Raw genomic sequence first — 20,728 nt, 5'->3', positions numbered from 1 at the left:
TTAACATTCAAACTAATTAACTAGTACAATCGCAGTGCTTTAACATATTTTTCACGCTTTTAACTTTTAGTTTTCACTACCTTTAATTTCTTCATTAACCAAATAAAACATCATGAAAAAAATTTTCATAGCTATAGCTTTGTCAATTTTCTACATAGGAAATTCACAAGGCACAAGACTATTAAGACAACCTACACTTTCGCAAAACGATGTAGTTTTTGTTTATGCAAATGATTTATGGAAAGCCTCTTTAAACGGAGGAGACGCTGTTAGGCTTACAAGTCATGAAGGATATGAATTTAATCCTCATTTTTCTAAAGATGGAAAAATGATTGCTTTTACAGCGCAATACGATGGTAATATCGATGTATATGTAATTCCTTCCGAAGGTGGAGAACCAAAAAGATTAACTTATCATCCTGCTGGTGATTTTGTACAGGGATGGACTCCTGATAACAAAATCTTATTTCGCTCAGGAAGAGAGTCGAGACCAACACAAACTAGTAAGTTTTTTACAGTTTCTCCAAAAGGAGAAATGCCAACTGCTATCGAAATTCCGAGAGCTGCTTATGGTGAAATTTCTGCTGATGGGAAATACATTGCCTATACTCCTATTACAAGTTGGGATGCAGAATGGAGAAATTACCGAGGTGGACAAGCAATGCCTATTTGGATTGTAAATTTAAAAACGAAAGCTCTACAAACCACACCACAAAAAGACAAAGAAAGACACTTAGACCCTGTTTGGCACAAGGGAATTGTATACTATTTATCTGAAAGAGATTATACAAGTAATATTTGGTCATACGATACTAAGACTAAACAAGAACGTCAGATTACTTTTCATAAAAAATTTGATGTAAAAAGCTTAGATGCAAATACTAATGGAATTGTTTACGAACAAGGCGGATATATTCACTTTTTAAATCCTGAAACTAAAGCTACAAGACAAATAAAAATCAATGTCAAAGGTGATTTAAATTATTCAAGAACACGCTGGATGAATGTTTCTGGTAGAAGCTTAACTAACCCAAATGTATCTCCAAAAGGAAAAAGAGCTATTTTCGAACATCGTGGAGAAATCTTTACAGTACCAAAAGAAAATGGAACTTGGAGAAATCTTACCAACTCGCCAGGTGTTGCCGATCGTTCTCCTATTTGGTCTCCAAAAGGTGATAAAGTTGCTTGGTTTTCTGATAAAAGCGGAGAATACGAATTAGTTTTAGCCGATCAAGACGGACAAAACCAACAATATATTTCGTTACCAAATCCGACTTTCTACTTTAGATCAGACTGGTCTCCAGACGGAAAACATATCGCTTACACAGATACAGATTTTAATATTTGGATTATAAATTTAGATACTAAAAAGACTTTTAAAGTAGATACAGATCGTTACGCACATCCGAACAGATCTATGAATCCTGTTTGGTCTCCAGATAGTGACTGGATTGCCTACGCAAAACAGAACGATAGTCACTTCAAATCTATTTTTGCTTACCAAATAAGCACGAAAAAGAAAGTTCAAATTACCGATCCCATTGCTGATGCAATTTCTCCTGTTTGGGATGCATCAGGAAAATATATTTATACTCTTGCCAGTACAAATTACGGTTTAAAATCAGGTTGGCTAGATATGAGTTCCTATGATCCAAGTGTTTCTAGAAACTTATATGCTGTTGTTTTAAACTCAAAAGACAAAGCTCCTAATCTTCCAAAAACAGATGAAGAAGCAGTTAAAAAAGATAAAACAGCTTCTAAAGATAAAAAAGAAGCGAAAAAACCTAGCAAGAACGACAGTAAAAAGATCACAGTTATTATAGATGAAAATGGAATTTTTGATAGAGCTGTGGCCTTAAAATTGCCAGCTAGAAACTATTTAGCTTTAGCAAAAGGACCTAAAAATAAAGTTTTTGTTGCTGAAGCAGTACCAAATACACCTGGTATTACTATGCATACTTATGATGTAGTTAAAGAAAAAGCCACCATATTTTCAAAAGGTGTATCTGGAATGGTAACAACAGAAGATAGAAACTCTGTATTATTATCTAAAAGAGGAAGTTGGAGTATTGTAAGTAGCAAAGCACCTGTAAAAGGAACAAAAGGAAGGTTAAAAACCAATCTTAAAGTAAAAGTAGATCCAAAAGCTGAAGCACATCAAATCTTTAAAGAAGGATGGAGATATATGCGGGATTTCTTGTATGTTGATAATGTTCACGGTGCTCCTTGGGACGATGTTTACAAATGGTATTCTGAATGGATTGATCACGTAAGACATCGTACAGACTTAAATTATGTAGTAGATATTATGAGTGGTGAAGTTGCTATCGGACATTCTTATGTTTCTGGTGGAGATACTCCAAGAGTTGATAGAGTTCCTGTTGGATTATTAGGTGCAGATTTAGAACAAAATAAAGGTTTGTACCGTTTTGCTAAAATTTATAAAGGAGAACGTTGGAATCCTAATATTTCGGCTCCATTAGGCTTGCCTGGAATAAATGTAAATAAAGGTGATTATCTTATTGAAATTAATGGTGTAAAATTAACCAGTGAAATGAATCCGTATCAATTATTAGAACAAACAGCTGGACGAGAGATTTATATCAAAGTAAATTCTAAACCGAGTTCAGACGGAGCTAGATCAATTTTAGTAAAACCTACTTTTAGCGAACGTTTCTTAAGATCTATCGATTGGGTTGAAAGCAATAGACGAAAAGTAGATCAATTATCTAACGGAAAGCTTGCTTACGTTTATGTTCCTAATACTTCTGGACCAGGATTTACATCTTTTAACCGTTATTATTTCTCTCAACAAGATAAAAAAGGTGCTGTTATCGATGAAAGAAATAATGGTGGTGGATCTGCTGCTGATTATATGATTGATATTATGTCTCGTGATTTATTGGGGTATTTTAACAGCAAAGCCAGCGATCGCAGACCTTGGACTACCCCAATGGCTGGAATTTGGGGACCAAAAGTTATGATTATAAACGAACGTGCTGGTTCCGGTGGAGATTTACTTCCGTATATGTTTAAGTTTAAGAAAATCGGTCCCTTAATTGGAACTAGAACTTGGGGTGGATTAGTTGGAACTTGGGACACACCTCGCTTTATTGATGGTGGTAGAATGGTTGCGCCTCGTGGAGGATTCTTTGATGTTGATGGAAAATGGGCTGTAGAAGGCGAAGGTGTTGCTCCGGATATTGAAGTAATTCAAGATCCTAAGAAAGTATTACAAGGAAACGATCCGCAGTTAGAAAGAGCAGTTCAAGAAGCGTTACGATTATTAAAAGGAAACGAATTCCAATTGAAACCAGAACCTAAAGCTCCAATTCGTTCTAAGCGACCAAAAGGATACGAAAAAGAAAAATAGATAAATTACATATTTATTTAAGACATAAAAGATTGTTTTACGTCATTCTGAATTTACTTGCACTGAATCTATTTCAGTATTTCGGAATCTCATAATGAGAATCTGAAACAAATTCAGATTGACGTATACTTTTTATTAAACAATACGAATATTATTTAAATTACATAAAAATATTATTATGCCACATTTTGTAATTGATTGTTCAGAGCATATTATAAAATTGAAATCTCCTCAAGAGATTATACAACAAGTTTACGATACCGCAGATGCTTCAGGTTTGTTTGCCAAAGGAGATATTAAAGTGAGAATACATCCTTTTCAATATTATACTGTTGGAAACACTTCTGATGATTTTATCCATGTGTTTGGAAATATTATGGAAGGAAGAACTACAGACCAAAAGAAAAAACTTTCTGAAAGTATTGTATCAACATTAAAATCAATGTTTCCAGATGTTCCAATTATCTCGATTAATATCAGAGATTTTGAAAAAGCAACATACTGTAATAAAACTATGGTGTAATCTGTTGTACATTTAGAATAAAAATCTGTCAATTCGAGTAATTTTTCATAATGAAATGAAGAAAAATTTTTATCGAGAATCAGGATTTAAACTTCGAAATAGTTCTCGATACACTTTTTTAGCTTCGCTAGGTGTCTTCAATTAAAATATATTTTGATTTCGCCAATCTCAAAAACACTCGAACTGACACACACCATAGAATTTTTAAGTTTTTAAATGCATAACGGATTGGTATAATTAAAATCTTAGAGATAGATAACAAACGAAGTTGAAAACTATTTTTCAGCTTCGTTTTTTTATACCATCTTGCCATAAAATTAATTCTACTTGAAATTAAAAGAACAACATAAAGTACCTCAACTAGAACAACCGATACGTTTACAAGAATATGGAATTGGTATTTTTACTACAAATCCGACTAGATCTGGTTTTAAAAAGGCCATTAAAAAGGGATTAGTTCTTGTAAATGGAAAAACTGCAACTACTGCTCTATTTATAAACGGAGGTGAATTAATTGAATTATTACAAGAGGAATCGAACAAAAAAGCATTTGATTTTCCTTTAGAAGTTATTTTTGAAGATGAATATTTAGCTGTAATTTTTAAACCTGCTGGAGTTTTAGTTAGTGGAAATTCGTTTGCAACTATTGCTAATGCTTTAGAACAAAACTTAAAAAAGAGTACTCTTAAAGATGCAGTACTACCTCGACCTGTTCATCGTTTAGATTATCCCACAAGTGGATTATTACTTATTGGTAAAACGAATACAGCAACAATAGCTTTGACAAAACTTTTTGAAGTAAAAGAAATCGAAAAAACATATCATGCTATAACTATTGGTAATATGAAATCATCTGGAGAAATTACAATTCCAGTAGATGATAAAGAATCTCAATCTCAATTCACTGTTTTACAAAGTATTCCTTCAGAAAAATATACCTTTTTGAACCTTGTAGAATTGCATCCAAAAACAGGACGAAGACATCAACTTCGAAAACATTTACATGGAATTGGTAATCCGATTTTAGGTGATAAAGAGTATTATATCGAAGCATTACTTTCTTATGGAAATGGACTATATCTACATGCTTCAAAACTAGAATTTACACATCCGTTTATAAATCAAAAACTGATTTTTGAAAAAGAGTTACCTAAAAAGTTTAAGCGAATTTTTCCAGATTTGCTAAATCAATCATTGTAAGTTTCATTCGCTTAATTAGTTCGTGTAATTCTGCTACATTAAATCTAGCGAATCCCATTCGTATTGCATTATGATTCGTTTTTGCCATATCGTAACGAGAAAAATTACCTATTTCTAATTTATATTTTCTTGCTGCTCTAGTTACTTCTAACCAAGTATATTTTTTATTCAAAGTTAACCAAACTGCCATGCCTCCTTTTGGCTTTTTAAAACTGAAATATTCATTCAACTCTTCTCTTAATAAATCACAAAATAAGTCACGCCGTTTTTCGTATACTTTATGTACTTTTCTAATATGACGATCTAAATCTCCAGATTCAATAAATTCAGCAAAAGTTAATTCTAACAATGCATCTCCTTGTCTGTCTACGAGTCCTCTAATTTGCGATGCTTCATTTACAAATTCTTTATTCGCAATTAAATAACCTACTCTAAAAACTGGTGCCACTGTCTTACAAACTGAACCAATATAAATTACATTATTATGAACATCGTGACTTGCTAACGGCAAAATTGGAGCATGATTATAATTAAAATCATAATCGTAATCATCTTCTATGATGGCAAAACTGTACTTCTTAGCTAAATTCAATAAACAAATACGACGTTCCGCTGATAAAGTTACTGTTGTAGGATGATGATGATGTGAAGTAACATACACGCCTTTTATTTGCTGAGATTCACAAATATTTTCTAAAGCAACTGTATCTATTCCATTTTCATCAACAGGAACTCGTAAAACTTTTGCTTTTTGATGTAAAAAAGTAATATCTGCTGAAGCATAATTGGTTTCTCCTACCACAATAATATCTTCTTCTTTTAAGAGTAATTGCGCAGACAACCATATTCCCATTTGACTCCCTCTAGTAATCAAAATATGTTCTTTAGTAATACTTAAACCTCTAGTTTCATTTAAATAATTCGCAAGTACGTTTCGTAATTGATCATTTCCTTGAGTAGAAATATACCCTAAATGCTTTGTTATATTTTTTCTGGAAGAAATTCTTCTATAAATCTTAGCTAAATCTTCAGTAGGCGTTAATCTGCCATCAGAAACACCATCATTAATATACATCCAATCATCTTTCTTTTCAATAGTTCTATGATGTAAATTAGATTTGTAATATGAAAAACCTATTTGATCCGTATGATTAGAAATCTCATTTCCTCTATAATCTTCAGATTTTAAAAATGGTAAATCCTTAGGAACAAACGTCCCTTTTTTAGGTATGGCTTCTAACCAACCTTGCATTACTAATTCTTCGTAACAAGCTACAATGGTTTTTCTGTGTACTTGTAACAATTCTGCTAAACTTCTGGTTCCAATTAATTTTGTTCCAGATGGAATCGTACCTTCTTTAATTAAATGGATAAATTGATTGGTTAATTGTAAAAACAAAGGCTCTTTACTCCTTCTGTTTATATGTAAGCTTGTTTTATAAGGAAACATCTGGACTACTAATTAAATTAATTCTGGACTAACAGAACACACCATAAATGTAGTATTTTTGACTGTAAATAATTTATAAACCATGAAAAAAACAGTAGGTATATTTATTTTTGATAATGCAGAAGTGTTGGATTTTGCTGGACCTTTTGAAGTTTTTTCTGTGACTTCAGAATTAAATAATTTTGAATTATTTGATGTTTTCACCGTCGCAAAAACTAAAGATCCTATTTCTGCTGTAAACGGATTATCTGTAAACCCAAAATTCGATTTCAACGATTGTCCTAAAGTTGATATACTCATTTTAGCAGGTGGAGATGGAACTAATCAAGCCATTTTAGATAAAGAAGTAATTGATTGGATAGACAAAACAAATCAAGAAACTGAAATTACAATGAGTATTTGCTCTGGTTCACGATTCTTGGCAAAAATTGGAGTTTTAGATCATAATTCATATTGCACTCACCATCAAGTTTATGATGATATGCAGAAATTGGTTTCTTCTGGAAAACCTGTAACCGATAAAAGGTTCGTACAATCGAATTCTAAAACGTATACTTCTGGTGGAATTTCAGCAGGTATAGATTTATCTTTTCACATCGTTGAGAAAATTCATGGTAAGAAAATAGTAGAAAAAACGGCAAAGTACATGGAATATATAATTAATGAAGCTTAGCTTTATGAATGCAACAATATCACATACAGATACAATAGAAATAAAACAGGCAACACTAAAAGATTTAGAAGTTTTAGCTTTATTAGGTAGAGTTACATTTCGAGAGTCTCACAGTAAATATATCGAAGACAAAACAAATTTAAATGCGTATTTAGAAAAAGCTTTTTCTGTTAGTACTACCAAAAAAGAGTTAGCAAACAACAATAACCTATATTTTATATTGTATAGAAATCAGCTTCCTGTTGGTTATGTAAAACTAGTTTTAAATGCTCCATCAGAATTTATAGAAAATCAGAATTGCTGCCGTTTGGAACGTATTTATGTTTTAGATGAATTTATAACTCACAAATTTGGATTAGAACTTTTCAAAAAAACTGTTGAAAAAGCTAAAGAATTACAATTTGATATGATGTGGCTTACAGTTTATATTAAAAATACAAGAGCAATTAATTTTTATGAAAAAAACGAATTTAAAGAAGTAGGCAGCATTTCTTTCCAAATAGGTGAACAAGGTTATGAAAATCCAATTTTAGCTAAAAAATTATAAACTATGGGAACTTTTGAAAAAACAAAACTTAATAGAGTAAAAAGAGGTCAGAATAGAGCTATTTACGATACTGAAGTAATTCATCAAATTATAGATGCAGGATTTATTGGACATGTTGGATATATTTATGATGGATACCCAATTAGTATCCCTATGGCTTATGCCAGAAAGGACGATAAAATATATGTTCACGGGTCAACAGCAAACCGGATGTTAAAAGCTATTCTCGATTCTGGGAAAACTTCTATCAATATTATGCATTTAGACGGATTGGTAATCGCGCGTTCTGGTTTACATCATTCTGTTAATTATCGTTCTGTAACACTTTTTGGTGAAGTAAAAGAAATTGTAAATGATCAAGAAAAGACAACGTTTATAAAAGATATTGTAGATCAAATGATTCCTAATCACTGGGATACTTTACGCCCAATGCATCAAAAAGAATTAGATCGTACTATGGTTATTGAATTTACTATTACTTCAGCTTCTGCAAAAGTAAGAGCCGAAGGTGTTAATGACGAACCTGAAGATTACGATTTACCATATTGGGCTGGCGTTATACCGGTGAAACAAGTTTTAGAAGCACCTGTTGCTGATAAAGGTTATCCTTCTACAATTGCTATTCCAGAACATATAACAGCGCATTATAATAATTTTAAACAATGAAATTAGTATTCTCTTTTAAAGAGTATTAATGCCACAGTAATTACCGAAATATATAAAATTACTCTAGATACAATCCAAGGAGTTTTACTTTTATGATTCTTGAAATATTTTTCAAGAATCATTTCTGTTATACCAAAAGCTAATATTGTTCCTAGAGTAAAATAGCTCAATTTATCACTTAACATAAAGCGAAAATACGCAGTTTTTTCAGTAATTTGCAGCATGAAAAAATTCGATATTGTAATTCTTTCTGAAAGAAGATATGTAAACCCTAAAATTGTAGACAACTACACTAAAAATGTTTTACTTGAAGACGATTTAGTCCAAAAAGCATTAGAAAAAGAAGGGTTGAAAGTTACTCGATTATCTTGGGACAACCCTGATTTTAATTGGTCTAACACAAAGTATGTTCTTTTCCGTACGACTTGGGATTATTTTGATCGATTCACCGAATTTTCTGCTTGGTTGAAAACGATAAGACAGCAAACAAAACTTATAAATTCAGAAGCTATTATTCGATGGAATCTAGACAAACATTACCTATTAGATCTTCAAAAAAAAGGTATTCATATATGTGAGTCTTATTTTATTGAAAAAGGAGAAAGTAATAGTTTACAAGAAATAGCTGCTAAACATAATTTAGAAAACTTTGTCATAAAGCCTTGTATTTCTGGAGCGGGCAGACATACCTATAAAATAACTTCTGAAACAATTGCTGAATACGAAAATACTTTTCAGAAGTTAATTGCAGAAGAAGCTTTTATTGTGCAACCATTTCAAAAAAACATTGTTGAAAAAGGAGAAATCTCGTTAATTATTATCAATGGAAAATTTACTCATGCTGTTTTAAAAATCGCAAAACCTGGTGATTTTAGAGTTCAAGATGATTTTGGAGGTACAGTACACGACTATAAGCCAACTTCGCAAGAAATTGCTTTTGCAGAAAAGGCTGTTCTAGCTTGTAACGAATTACCTGTATACGCTAGAGTTGATATTTTTACTGATAATGATAACAAACTAGCTATTGCAGAATTAGAATTAATTGAACCAGAACTTTGGTTTAGAAATCATCCTGAAGCTGCAATACAACTTTCACAAACTATAAAACAATTAATTATACCGAACTAATGAAAAAATTCTTAAAAATTATAGGAATTCTATTACTACTGATTATTGGAGTATTTACTTTTATATACTTAAAATATAATGAAACTTTACCTACAGGAAAACAAGGTGAAGAAGCTGATGCTTTAGCCAATAAAATGTTAGTAGCACTACAACATGAAGCTTTTGAAAATACAGAAATTATAGAGTGGTCTTTTGTTGGTAAACATTTTTACAAATGGTATAAACAAGAAGATAAAGTTGAAGTTTCTTGGGGCAAGAATAAAGTAATATTGAATACTAAAAACCCTAACGAAAGTGAAATCTTTGTGAACGGACAAAAATCTGATGATAAAACACTAATTGAAAAAGCAGAAGCTTTCTTTAATAACGATAGTTTTTGGTTAATTGCTCCGCATAAAGTTTTTGACAATGGAGTGGAAAGACGAATAGTAAAACATAACGATAAAGATGCTTTACTTGTAACTTATACTTCTGGGGGAACAACTCCGGGTGATTCTTATTTATGGATTTTAAATGATAATGGTTTTCCTACCCATTATAAAATGTGGACTCAAATTATTCCTGTTGGTGGTCTTGGAGCTTCTTGGAGCGATTGGACCACTACTGAGGCTGGTTTACAACTTCCAACAAAACATAAGTTAGATGTATTAGGATTAGAAATCAACATGGGAACTCCAAAGGCTTCTAATCCAAAATCTGATGGATTAGCTAATAAGATTTTAAAAGCTATTAAACACGACGCTTATAAAACCACAAATACTTTAGAATGGAGTTTTGGTGGTAGAAGAGCTTACAAGTGGAACAAAAAAGAACATATTACAGAAGTTACTTGGGATTCTACAATGGTGCTACTTCATCCAAACAATATTGAAAAAAGCACAATTTATTTTAATGGAAAATTATCTGATTCAAAAGATAAAGCGATCATTAAAAAAGCAGAAGATTACTTTAATAACGACAGTTTTTGGTTAGTTGCTCCTCATAAATTATTTGAACCTGGAATAATTCGTACTGTAAAAGAAGTAGACGGAAAAGAAGCTTTACTTGTAAAGTATACAACTGGTGGAACAACTCCTGGTGATTCGTATTTATGGACTTTAGATGAAAATTATATTCCAACAAGTTATAAAATGTACGTGCCTAGTATGAAAATGGAAGGTGTTCCTGCTACTTGGGAAGATTGGATTACTACCGAAAGTGGAACTCTATTACCTAAAATGCATCGTTTTGGAAAAAATGGTGAGTTAAGCATGGGGGAAGTTAAAGGATACTAACAATAATAAAACATAAATAATCTTACACCTCTATATCTCATTTAGGTATGGAGGTTTCTTATTTAAAAATTGATAATTTATATCACAAATTCTAGCAACTAATTTTACCAGAATTTCCACCAACTCCTGTTGTTTGTCTTATATAAATTTGATTCAGAATTTGACTCAATTACACATACAATATATTCATTTTCATTCAGAGTTTTTACAGTAGCTTTAACAAGATCGTTTTCATTTATGCCTATATTTTGGTTAGGCTGGTTAAGAATATTACATGTTAAGTAATCTTTCTCTAATTTTTCAACTCTACCCCACACTAATTCTGGTTGAAAAGGGTTATTTGGCAATAATAAAATTTGTACATCATCTGGATATCCTTCAGCTCTGAATTTATGAATTCTATTATTTAACCTAAACTCCTCTAGATCAAACCTTTCATATACTGAAAGATATTCAGGAGCTTTTAAGTTTAATTCATTAATAGACTCTTCACTCAAAACACTTATCTTTTTAGAGTTGATTATTCCATGAAAGCGAGAAATTATTCTAGTTCCTTTATCAGCTGGAGATTCTCTGAAAACTAATTGATCATTTTTGATATCGAAGATCTTTATGACATCTAATGTAATACCTGCTGTATGATCTATATAAACATATCCTACTAAATTATCTCCTTCAAAATCATGTAAAACATTTTTCAATTCATTACTTATTCCTCTTATCTCAATCCATTTGTTTGCTATTTCAGTGTGTATTTTTTTCAGTTGCATTTTTTATTGTTTATAGAGTTTTCAAATATAAATAAACTAAACTTACTTGTTCGTTTATAAAATCCTACTTTTGTAGCATGCGAGTAGATATTATAACAGTTGAGCCAGATTTAATTAAAAGTCCTTTTCAGAATTCAATGATGAAAAGAGCCATTGATAAAGGATTAGCAGAAGTTCATTTTCATAACTTAAGAGAATTTGGATTTGGAAATTACCGTCAAATCGATGATTATCAATTTGGTGGTGGTGCTGGAATGGTATTAATGATTGAACCCATAGCGAAATGTATCGAAGGATTATTAGCTGAACGTAAATACGATGAAATTATTTACATGACTCCAGATGCACCAACTTTAAATCAAGCTACTGCAAATACATTATCACTTAAAGAAAATATTATTATTCTTACTGGTCATTACAAAGGTGTAGATCAACGTGTAAGAGATAAATACATCACCAAAGAAATCTCAATTGGAGATTATGTTTTAACAGGAGGAGAATTAGCGGCTGCTGTTTTATGCGACGCTGTTATCCGTTTAATTCCTGGAGTTTTAGGAGATGAAACTTCTGCCCTAACCGACTCTTTTCAAGATAATTTATTGTCGCCACCAGTTTACACAAGACCTTCGGAATATGAAGGTATGAAAGTTCCTGAAGTATTATTATCGGGAAATTTTCCTAAAATAGAAGAATGGCGTTCAGAAAAAGCTTACGAAAGAACTAAAGCTATACGTCCGGATTTACTAGATGAAGAATAATTATTTTTCTAATACGTAGAGAAAAACATATTTTACAACTACTCTGTTTCTTTCAATAGGAATTTCTTTTATCTTTTTTATGGTTGAGTATTCATTCGTATAAACTTCTTTAGGATGTTTATAATTTCTACTATCAGTAATGTATAAAACTTTATTTCCGAGTTTAGGATATGTCTTATTTATCCAATAGTATTTATGAATATCTGTCAACTCTCCTACTCCATAAACTCTCATTTTATTTGGTTGAGCTATGTAATAATCAATATGAGCAGCAGGATACCATCTATTTGATACAATAGGCAAACTTTTTAATTCTTCTTTCTCAAAAAATAAAGTCAGTTTTTCTGAAGCTTGCTGCCATCCATACATATCTAAAACTGCATCTTTTCTACCTAAACTTTCTTTAGTCTTAGATAAATTCTCGGGTAATAAAAATCCTGTAGTAATTATCACAGAAGCGAAAATCAATAACATAAAAAAACTCGACATTCCAATAATCGACTTTTTAATAATTCGCTTCTTTTCTGAAAGAAAAACTGCTAATAATGGCAATAAAGTTAAATATGAAACTCCAGACCAATGTGGTAATGTATTTCTTGAAAATGACAAATAAATTGTAGTTAAAATTAAAGGTAGTGAGCAACTAAGAAAAAGATAAGAAACTTTACTATCGACAATAAACTTCTTCTTTCTTAATGCTAAAAACATAATAAGTAACATTACAACTATGTAAGGATTATTATAAATAAACTGTCCTAGAACTTCTCTTAAAAATGAATCTTTATTGAACTTCAGACTAAAAAATGAAACTCGATTTCCATGAAACTTGTAACTGATAAAATCGTTTAAATAATTCCAATAAAAAATAATTCCAACAGCTATAATTGGAAGAATAAAACCTAAATAGAAAATAGGCTTTTTTAGCCACACGCTATTTTTAACAACAACAAATAGAGCAACTCCGAAGAGTAAATAAATAGCTTGATATTTAGAATAAATCGCTAAACCAGCAAATAAGAAAGCTAGAAGTAATTTTAGATATAATTTTTGATCAGGATCTTTTGGTAAAACTTGAATAAAAAAATAGAAACTCAACAACCAAAAAAATACTAAAGGAGAATCTGGTAAAATAAAAGTTCCTGCGATTACAAATCCGTAAATATGAATATTATATAATAAAACAGCTATAAAACCTATTTTTTCTCTTCTCAAGTATTTTCCTATTAAAAAAAGAACATACATAGTTACACTTGTAGGAATAATAGCAGCTAACCTAATAGCTAGTTCAGAACTAAATAATAAATCTAAAGTGAAGAATTGTATAAAAAAACCAACCATTGGTGGGTGATCGAAATGACTTATATCTGGATACTTTGCATATAACCAATAATACACTTCGTCATTTCCAAACTCTAAACTTCCTGCTAAAAAAAGTCTTAAAATTGTACTGATTACAATAGTAATTAAAGTAATCTTTTTATAATCGTTTTGCATTAATGAACTCTTTTTCTTTCAGGAAAAAACAAACTCATACTAACAAAACCGATTACAATTCCTAAAATTGAACCAACAAAAATATCCATCAAAAAATGCTGAGAAAGATATACTCTTGAAATTCCGGCAATAATGGCTAATAGAATCCAGATATATTGTGAAACACACTTTCTAAAGTATAAGCAAAGTATTGCAAATATTGTGAAAGCTGTTATGGTATGACCTGATGGAAATGAATTCCAAAAAGCTATTTTAACACCATCAATTAGATGCAAATTTTCTAACCCTAAAAACTCTGCCGGTCTTGCTACTCCTTTAAAAATTATCTTCTTAAAAAAGTGTGTAATTACTAATGTTAACAAACCTCCTACAACGAACACTAAAGTCATTTTTCGTTTAACAAACAAAAAAATAATCGCCAATACAGCAAACATAATTCCGTCACCTAAAAAAGTAGAATACTTGAAAAAGACATCAAAAAAAGATGAATGGTAGCTGTTTAATATTAAATGTAAGTCTGCTTTATTATACAATGCCACTAATAGTACGGAAGCAAAAAAGAAGACAAAATAAGTAATTGATACTTCTTTTCTTATTATTTTAATAAAGGATACAAGAGAGTTCAAGAACCTTTTCAATCCAGAATTTAAAGATCTTTTTTTATAAATTACAGTTTCCATTAAATAGTTTTTTTAAGCACTGTAATATATTTCGGAAGCTTTTGTTAGAGTTTAAGCAGGTTTTAAAAAACCATCACTAAAAAAAATACTATTAACTATTAATCAATAGTTTATTAATACAACAAGAAACTTTTTTCACGATAATTTAATTTCATTTTTTTTATAATTACTTAAATATATATTCTATATTTGCACTCGCAAAAACAACCTCTGACGAGAATCGTGAATGTTGTTTTGTTAAAACTACAAGAATTTAAACAAATGGATTTAATTAAATTTGTTCAAGACGAATTCGTAACAAAAAACGATTTACCAGAATTCGCAGCAGGAGATACAATCACTGTATACTACGAAATTAAAGAAGGAAACAAGACTCGTACTCAGTTCTTTAGAGGAGTTGTAATCCAAAGAAGAGGAAACGGTTCTTCTGAAACTTTTACAATCAGAAAAATGTCTGGTACTGTTGGAGTTGAGCGTATTTTCCCAGTTAATTTACCATCTATCCAAAAGATAGAAATTAACAAAAGAGGTAAAGTACGTAGAGCTAGAATTTTCTACTTCAGAGGTCTTACTGGTAAGAAAGCAAGAATCAAAGAAAGAAGAATCTAATCTGTCTTTTAAAAATATTAAAAAAGCGATGCTTAAAGCATTGCTTTTTTTTTGTTTCATATACAACAAATCCTAAATAAGAGTTAACTTTTTTTTTAATAAGAAATTAACTTTAAAAAAATCAATTGTAATACTTAAATTTGCATCACTTCAAATTAAAATAACTAGATAATTTATGAGCGCAACTGCAAAAATTATGTATACAAAAACAGACGAGGCTCCAGCACTTGCTACCCGTTCGTTTTTGCCTATCGTAAAAGCATATACAAAATCATCTAACATAGAAATTGAAACTAAAGATATTTCTTTGGCTGGTAGAATTTTAGCAAATTTTTCTGAATACTTAACAGAAGATCAAAAAGTAGAAGATGCATTAGCATTTTTAGGAGAATTAGCTACAAAACCAGAAGCAAACATTATTAAATTACCTAATATTAGTGCTTCTGTACCTCAATTAAAAGCAGCTGTTAAAGAATTACAAGCTTTAGGTTACGCTTTACCTGATTATCCTGAAGAAGTTGAAACTGAAGAAGACAAAAAAGTTTTAGCTCTATATAATAAAGTAAAAGGTTCTGCTGTAAACCCTGTGTTACGTGAAGGAAATTCTGACCGTCGTGCACCTAAAGCAGTTAAAAATTACGCAAAGAAAAATCCACATTCTATGGGAGCTTGGAGTTCAGACTCTAAAACTCACGTAGCTACAATGGGAGAAAATGACTTTGCTCACAATGAAAAGTCTGTAACAGTTTCTAATGCTACAGATGTTAAAATAGTACACACAGATGCTAGTGGTTCTGAAACCGTTTTAAAAGCTAGCACTACTCTATTAGCAGGAGAAATTATCGATGCTTCTGTTATGAATAAAAAAGCTTTATTAGCTTTCTTAGACAAAGAAATTAAAGATGCTAAAGATCAAGGTATCTTATTTTCTTTACACATGAAAGCTACAATGATGAAGGTTTCTGATCCAATTATTTTTGGACATGCTGTAAGAACTTTCTTTAAAGACGTTTTTGCTAAACATGGTGAAACTTTTGAAGAAATTGGAGTTGACGTTAATAACGGTTTTGGAAACTTATTAAGCAATTTAGAAGAAGTTTCTGCTGAAAAGAAAGCTGAAATTTTAGCTGATATTGAAACGGTTTATGCTAATAACCCTGACGTAGCTATGGTAGATTCTGATAAAGGAATTACCAATTTACATGTTCCTTCAGATGTTATTATTGATGCTTCTATGCCAGCTATGATTCGTACTTCTGGTCAAATGTGGAATAAAGAAGGTAAGCAACAAGATACTAAAGCTGTAATTCCAGATAGTTCATACGCTGCATTATACCAAGCTACTATTGATTTCTGTAAAGAAAATGGTGCTTTTGATCCAACAACAATGGGAACTGTTCCTAACGTAGGATTAATGGCTAAGAAAGCTGAAGAATATGGATCTCATGACAAAACTTTTGAAATCGCTACTGATGGAAAAGTTTCTGTTATCGATAGTGAAGGAAACACTTTAATTGAACACACTGTTGAAACAGGTGATATCTGGAGAATGTGTCAAACTAAAGATGCTCCAGTTAAAGATTGGGTAAAGTTAGCTGTAACTAGAGCTAAAGCAATGCAAGCTCCTGCTGTATTTTGGTTAGACAAAAACAGAGCTCACGATGCTGAATTAATTAAAAAAGTAGAAGCATATTTACCAGAACATGATACAACTGGATTAGAAATTTTAATCAAATCTGTTTCTGAAGCAACTTCATATACTTTAGCAAGAGTTAAAAACGGAGAAGATACTATTTCTGTTACAGGAAATGTATTACGTGACTACTTAACAGATTTATTCCCTATTTTAGAATTAGGTACTTCTGCTAAAATGTTATCTATTGTTCCTTTAATGAATGGTGGTGGTTTATTTGAAACTGGTGCTGGTGGATCTGCTCCTAAACACGTTCAACAATTTGTTGGAGAGAATCACTTACGTTGGGATTCTTTGGGTGAATTCTTAGCTTTAGCAGTTTCATTAGAACACTTGGGACAAACTAATAATAACGATAAAGCGTTAGTTTTAGCTGAAACTTTAGATGACGCTATTGAGAAGTTATTAGACAATAAAAAATCTCCTTCTAGAAAAGCTGGAGAATTAGATAACCGAGGTAGTCATTTCTATTTAGCTATGTATTGGGCTGAAGAATTAGCTAATCAATCTAAAAACGAAGAATTAAAAACACAATTCGCTTCTGTAGCTGAAAATATGAAAGCTAACGAAGATAAAATTGTAAATGAATTAAATGAAGTACAAGGTAAAGCTATTGAAATAGGTGGATATTATGTACCAAATGATAATTCAGCTGATAGTTTCATGAGACCTAATGAAACTTTAAATGCGATATTAGCAGAAGTATAAATTTTATACTTTTTAAAATATAAAAAAGCCGGTTTTATAACCGGCTTTTTTGTTACGTAAATAAATCAAAGTTATTTATTCATAGTTACTATTCTTTGCGGCAACGGAGCTTCATATCCTGCTGCCCCTAAAGCTTCTACAATCTTCTGACGAGTATCCCAATACACATCCCAATAATTATTACAGTCTACATAAGGTAAAGCTAACAACTCAACACTATTAACTCCTAAATTGTTTACTGCAACTCTTGGTTCCTTCCCTTCTCCACTTAAAACATTTACGTCATTTCTTAATACATCAAGAACGATTTGCTTTGCTTTATCTATATCAGATCCATATCTAATAGCAAAAGGCATATCTACCCTTAAATTACCTATTGCTGTTAAGTTTGTTATTTTATTTGATGTTATAGCTGAATTTGGAATAATTTCAGTTTCATTTTGAAAAGTTTCTATTACCGTAACAAAAACAGAAATCTCTTTTACAAATCCAAAAGCACCATTTGTTTTGATTAAGTCTCCAACTTTAAACGGTCTAAAAATTAATAACATAACACCAGATGCTAAATGACCAAGAGACCCGTTAAATGCACTTCCAATAGCAAAAGCCGCCGCCGCAATAACAGCGGCAAAAGATGCTGTTGGTATACCTACTATTCCTGCAATTGAAATTAGTAATAATGCTTTTAATGCAAAACCTACAAGTGTTGTTAAAAACGGACGTAAAGTTTCATCTACATGTCTAGTTTCAAATACTCTTGAAACTGCCCTCATAATCATTCCTATAATCCATAAACCAAGAATTAAAGCTGCTAAAGCACCTAATAATTTTAATCCCCAATCTCCAAAACCTGAAGCTACAGAATTATAAAAATTTGAAAGTGATTGTGTTAATGTTTCCATATTTTGATTTTTTATTGATTCAAAATGTTAGACACTTCTAATTCATTTTAGTCACTAAGCAAATAATAATAAGTTGTAAATTTGATGTATGAATTTTATTAAAACTACAGAACAAGAGTCTAACTATAACGATCTTGATAAAATGGATCTTAACGAGTTATTGGTTAATATTAACAATGAAGATAAAACTGTACCAAATGCTGTGGAAAAAGCTATTCCACAGATAAAACAGTTAGTAGAAGTAGTCGTTAATAAACTAAAAAATGGTGGTCGTTTATTTTATCTTGGTGCAGGTACAAGTGGTAGATTAGGAGTTGTAGACGCCTCTGAATGTCCTCCTACTTTTGGTGTTTCTCATGATCTTGTTATTGGTTTAATTGCAGGTGGTGATACTGCAATTCGAAAAGCTGTAGAATTTGCAGAAGACTCTACTGAACAAGGATGGTTAGATCTTGTGAATCATAAAATTTCAGAAAAAGACGTTGTTGTCGGTATAGCAGCCTCAGGTACTACTCCATATGTTGTTAATGCCTTAAAAAAATGCAACGCCAGTCATATAGCAACAGGATGTATCACTTGTAATGAAGAAAGTCCTTTAGCCTTAACTGCCAAATTCCCAATTACAGTAATTGTAGGCCCAGAATTTGTTACAGGAAGTTCACGTATGAAAGCTGGTACAGCACAAAAATTAGTTTTAAATATGATTTCTACGACTTCTATGATACAACTTGGTAAAGTAAAAGGAAACAAAATGGTTGACATGCAATTATCAAACAAAAAGTTAGTAGAACGAGGACAAAAAATGTTAGTTTCAGAACTAAATATAGACCAAGATACTGCGAAAGTATTATTAGAAAAATACGGAAATGTTAGAGAAGCAATACTTAAATTTAAAGCAAATGACTAATAAATCTTATGAAAAACCGATAAAAAAATTCCTAATTTTATTATCACTTTTAGTGATTTCTCCTGTTATTTTAAGTCTAGCTTTTCGAGCTCAACGAGCTTTTACAGAAATGCCTAAAATAATTATAGCTTACGTTTTATTAATTTTAGGTATTTTGCTAATATTATACACAGTTTATTTTGGATTTAAAACATTCAAATCTTTATTAGATACTTTATTTGAAGATTAATGACGAAAACTAAATTTGAAAAAATAAGAAATTGGGAACATTGGCCTTCTTCAATGTTCTATGTCCCAAACCTTCCTTATGCTTTTTATTTAGCCATAAGAGCAAAGCACCCTGCTTTCTTTAGTGCTGCTAACCCTGCTATAAAAAGTTCAGGTAATGGAACAGAAAGTAAATTTCATACCATTCAATTAGTTCCTGAAAAATATCGTCCAAAATCAGTTCTTGTAAAACCAAACACAAACTTCAACACAGTTTTAAAAGAATTAAATTCTAAAAACATTACTTTCCCCTTAATAGCTAAACCAGATATTGGTTTTAGAGGCTTATTAGTTGAAAAGATAAATTCTGAAAGTGATCTAGAAAAGTATTTAATTAATTATCCAATAGACATTATCATACAAGAGTTTTTAACTCATGAAAATGAATGTGGTGTATTTTATCACAGGAAACCAAACGAAGAAAAAGGTCACATTAGTTCTATCACACTAAAAAAGTTTTTAACAGTTATTGGTGATGGTAAATCTACATTAAGAGAACTCATTCTTAAAGATGAAAGAGCTATAATTTATCTTGATTTACTGGAAAAAATTCACACTGGTAATCTCAATAACATTCCAGATTATAATCAAAAAATAAAACTTACAGTCATTGGAAATCATTCCAAAGGAACACAATTTATAAATGGAAATCATTTAATATCAACACAATTAGAAAATACTTTTGATAGCTTAAGTAAATCAATTAATGGTTGGTATTACGGAAGAGTAGATCTGAAATATAATTCTTTTGAAAGCTTAGAAAACGGTTCTGATTTTAAAGTTTTAGAAATTAACGGAATTATTGCTGAACCAACTCACATTTATGATTCCAAAAAATTTTCTTATTTTCAAGCTTTAAAAGCTATTAGAACACACTGGAAATCTTTATTCCAAATAGCTACTGTTAATCACAAAACCAATAAAATCCCCTACAAAAGTGCAAAAAAATTTATTACAGAAATGTACGAACTAAAAAGTTACATTTCATCGATTAAAAAACTCCAATAGAAGAACAAAAACGTCCTTCCATCTTATACAGATATTGAAAATCAACTTTTTGTGACTATTTTAATGTCCGTGTGTCTTAATTATACAACAACGTTTTA

The 20,728-nt window shown here is 30.9% G+C and carries 20 protein-coding genes; 14 read left to right on the top strand and 6 right to left on the bottom strand.

Translation table 11 applies throughout. The annotated features are described in order from the left end of the window. Positions 1–112: 112 nt before the first annotated feature. The 3 genes from AQ1685_RS08060 to AQ1685_RS08050 all read left to right on the top strand — a co-directional run bounded on the left by AQ1685_RS08060 (position 113) and on the right by AQ1685_RS08050 (position 5,096). Positions 113–3,373, top strand: coding sequence for a S41 family peptidase (locus AQ1685_RS08060; protein WP_095071054.1), 3,261 nt, complete (start codon positions 113–115; stop codon positions 3,371–3,373). A 178-nt stretch (positions 3,374–3,551) separates the two neighbouring features. Further along, positions 3,552–3,896 (top strand): 5-carboxymethyl-2-hydroxymuconate Delta-isomerase, encoded by a 345-nt coding sequence (locus AQ1685_RS08055; RefSeq protein ID WP_095071052.1) that lies wholly within the window; start codon positions 3,552–3,554, stop codon positions 3,894–3,896. A 327-nt stretch (positions 3,897–4,223) separates the two neighbouring features. Beyond that, positions 4,224–5,096: an RluA family pseudouridine synthase gene (locus AQ1685_RS08050; RefSeq protein WP_095071051.1), complete on the top strand. Its 873-nt coding sequence runs from the start codon at positions 4,224–4,226 to the stop codon at positions 5,094–5,096. Here AQ1685_RS08050 and pdxR read toward each other — a convergent pair. Further along, on the bottom strand, positions 5,056–6,546 hold the full coding sequence (pdxR, locus tag AQ1685_RS08045; RefSeq protein WP_095071049.1) for a MocR-like pyridoxine biosynthesis transcription factor PdxR: 1,491 nt from the start codon (positions 6,544–6,546) through the stop codon (positions 5,056–5,058). The genes AQ1685_RS08050 and pdxR overlap by 41 nt on opposite strands. 82 nt (positions 6,547–6,628) lie before the next feature. On the opposite strand from pdxR, the gene AQ1685_RS08040 reads away from it, so the two are divergent. Genes AQ1685_RS08040 through AQ1685_RS08030 form a run of 3 tightly spaced genes read left to right on the top strand, consistent with a single transcriptional unit; the run spans position 6,629 to position 8,432 of the window. After that, positions 6,629–7,219 (top strand): DJ-1/PfpI family protein, encoded by a 591-nt coding sequence (locus AQ1685_RS08040; RefSeq protein WP_095071047.1) that lies wholly within the window; start codon positions 6,629–6,631, stop codon positions 7,217–7,219. Then, positions 7,209–7,766, top strand: coding sequence for a GNAT family N-acetyltransferase (locus AQ1685_RS08035; protein ID WP_095071046.1), 558 nt, complete (start codon positions 7,209–7,211; stop codon positions 7,764–7,766). The genes AQ1685_RS08040 and AQ1685_RS08035 overlap by 11 nt, the downstream gene beginning before the upstream one ends. 3 nt (positions 7,767–7,769) lie before the next feature. Further along, complete coding sequence (locus AQ1685_RS08030; protein WP_095071043.1) at positions 7,770–8,432, top strand: pyridoxamine 5'-phosphate oxidase family protein; 663 nt, start codon at positions 7,770–7,772, stop codon at positions 8,430–8,432. Between the two features lie 2 nt (positions 8,433–8,434). Here the strand turns inward: AQ1685_RS08030 and AQ1685_RS08025 are convergent, their stop codons facing one another. Beyond that, complete coding sequence (locus AQ1685_RS08025) at positions 8,435–8,656, bottom strand: hypothetical protein (RefSeq protein ID WP_095071041.1); 222 nt, start codon at positions 8,654–8,656, stop codon at positions 8,435–8,437. Between AQ1685_RS08025 and AQ1685_RS08020 the strand changes: the two genes are divergently transcribed. Then, positions 8,655–9,560: an ATP-grasp domain-containing protein gene (locus AQ1685_RS08020; protein WP_095071040.1), complete on the top strand. Its 906-nt coding sequence runs from the start codon at positions 8,655–8,657 to the stop codon at positions 9,558–9,560. The two genes, AQ1685_RS08025 and AQ1685_RS08020, sit on opposite strands and share 2 nt — an antisense overlap. After that, positions 9,560–10,834, top strand: coding sequence for a hypothetical protein (locus AQ1685_RS08015; RefSeq protein WP_095071039.1), 1,275 nt, complete (start codon positions 9,560–9,562; stop codon positions 10,832–10,834). The genes AQ1685_RS08020 and AQ1685_RS08015 overlap by 1 nt, the downstream gene beginning before the upstream one ends. Positions 10,835–10,938: 104 nt before the next feature. Here the strand turns inward: AQ1685_RS08015 and AQ1685_RS08010 are convergent, their stop codons facing one another. Beyond that, positions 10,939–11,604, bottom strand: a complete 666-nt coding sequence (locus AQ1685_RS08010) for a hypothetical protein (RefSeq protein ID WP_095071037.1) — start codon at positions 11,602–11,604, stop codon at positions 10,939–10,941. A gap of 77 nt (positions 11,605–11,681) precedes the next feature. On the opposite strand from AQ1685_RS08010, the gene trmD reads away from it, so the two are divergent. After that, complete coding sequence (gene trmD / locus AQ1685_RS08005) at positions 11,682–12,362, top strand: tRNA (guanosine(37)-N1)-methyltransferase TrmD (RefSeq protein WP_095071036.1); 681 nt, start codon at positions 11,682–11,684, stop codon at positions 12,360–12,362. Here trmD and AQ1685_RS08000 read toward each other — a convergent pair whose 3' ends face one another. Together AQ1685_RS08000 and AQ1685_RS07995 are read right to left on the bottom strand one after the other, a co-directional pair. Then, positions 12,363–13,856 (bottom strand): ArnT family glycosyltransferase, encoded by a 1,494-nt coding sequence (locus tag AQ1685_RS08000; RefSeq protein ID WP_095071035.1) that lies wholly within the window; start codon positions 13,854–13,856, stop codon positions 12,363–12,365. Then, positions 13,856–14,536: a phosphatase PAP2 family protein gene (locus tag AQ1685_RS07995; protein WP_095071033.1), complete on the bottom strand. Its 681-nt coding sequence runs from the start codon at positions 14,534–14,536 to the stop codon at positions 13,856–13,858. The genes AQ1685_RS08000 and AQ1685_RS07995 overlap by 1 nt, the downstream gene beginning before the upstream one ends. A gap of 261 nt (positions 14,537–14,797) precedes the next feature. Here AQ1685_RS07995 and rplS point away from each other — a divergent pair, with 261 nt between their 5' ends. Further along, positions 14,798–15,145, top strand: a complete 348-nt coding sequence (rplS, locus tag AQ1685_RS07990) for a 50S ribosomal protein L19 (RefSeq protein WP_095075025.1) — start codon at positions 14,798–14,800, stop codon at positions 15,143–15,145. Between the two features lie 175 nt (positions 15,146–15,320). After that, on the top strand, positions 15,321–17,546 hold the full coding sequence (locus AQ1685_RS07985) for an NADP-dependent isocitrate dehydrogenase (RefSeq protein ID WP_095071032.1): 2,226 nt from the start codon (positions 15,321–15,323) through the stop codon (positions 17,544–17,546). 71 nt (positions 17,547–17,617) lie between these two features. Here the strand turns inward: AQ1685_RS07985 and AQ1685_RS07980 are convergent, their stop codons facing one another. Beyond that, complete coding sequence (locus AQ1685_RS07980; protein ID WP_095071030.1) at positions 17,618–18,448, bottom strand: mechanosensitive ion channel family protein; 831 nt, start codon at positions 18,446–18,448, stop codon at positions 17,618–17,620. Between the two features lie 88 nt (positions 18,449–18,536). On the opposite strand from AQ1685_RS07980, the gene murQ reads away from it, so the two are divergent. From murQ to AQ1685_RS07965, 3 genes are read left to right on the top strand one after another with little or no spacing between them, the layout of a single operon-like run. Further along, complete coding sequence (murQ, locus tag AQ1685_RS07975; protein ID WP_095071028.1) at positions 18,537–19,355, top strand: N-acetylmuramic acid 6-phosphate etherase; 819 nt, start codon at positions 18,537–18,539, stop codon at positions 19,353–19,355. Next, entirely contained in the window at positions 19,348–19,584 is a 237-nt protein-coding gene (locus AQ1685_RS07970; protein WP_157730153.1) for a DUF6095 family protein, read from the top strand. The genes murQ and AQ1685_RS07970 overlap by 8 nt, the downstream gene beginning before the upstream one ends. Further along, positions 19,584–20,630 carry an ATP-grasp domain-containing protein gene (locus AQ1685_RS07965; RefSeq protein WP_095071024.1) on the top strand — a complete coding sequence of 349 codons (1,047 nt, stop codon included), beginning with the start codon at positions 19,584–19,586 and terminating at the stop codon, positions 20,628–20,630. Before AQ1685_RS07970 ends, AQ1685_RS07965 begins: the two co-directional genes overlap by 1 nt. The last annotated feature ends 98 nt before the right edge of the window (positions 20,631–20,728 follow it).

Origin of the sequence: Tenacibaculum jejuense (genome assembly GCF_900198195.1) — a bacterium.
GTDB classification, from domain to species: Bacteria; Bacteroidota; Bacteroidia; order Flavobacteriales; family Flavobacteriaceae; genus Polaribacter; species Polaribacter jejuensis.
This window is presented reverse-complemented; position numbering and strand designations above follow the sequence as displayed.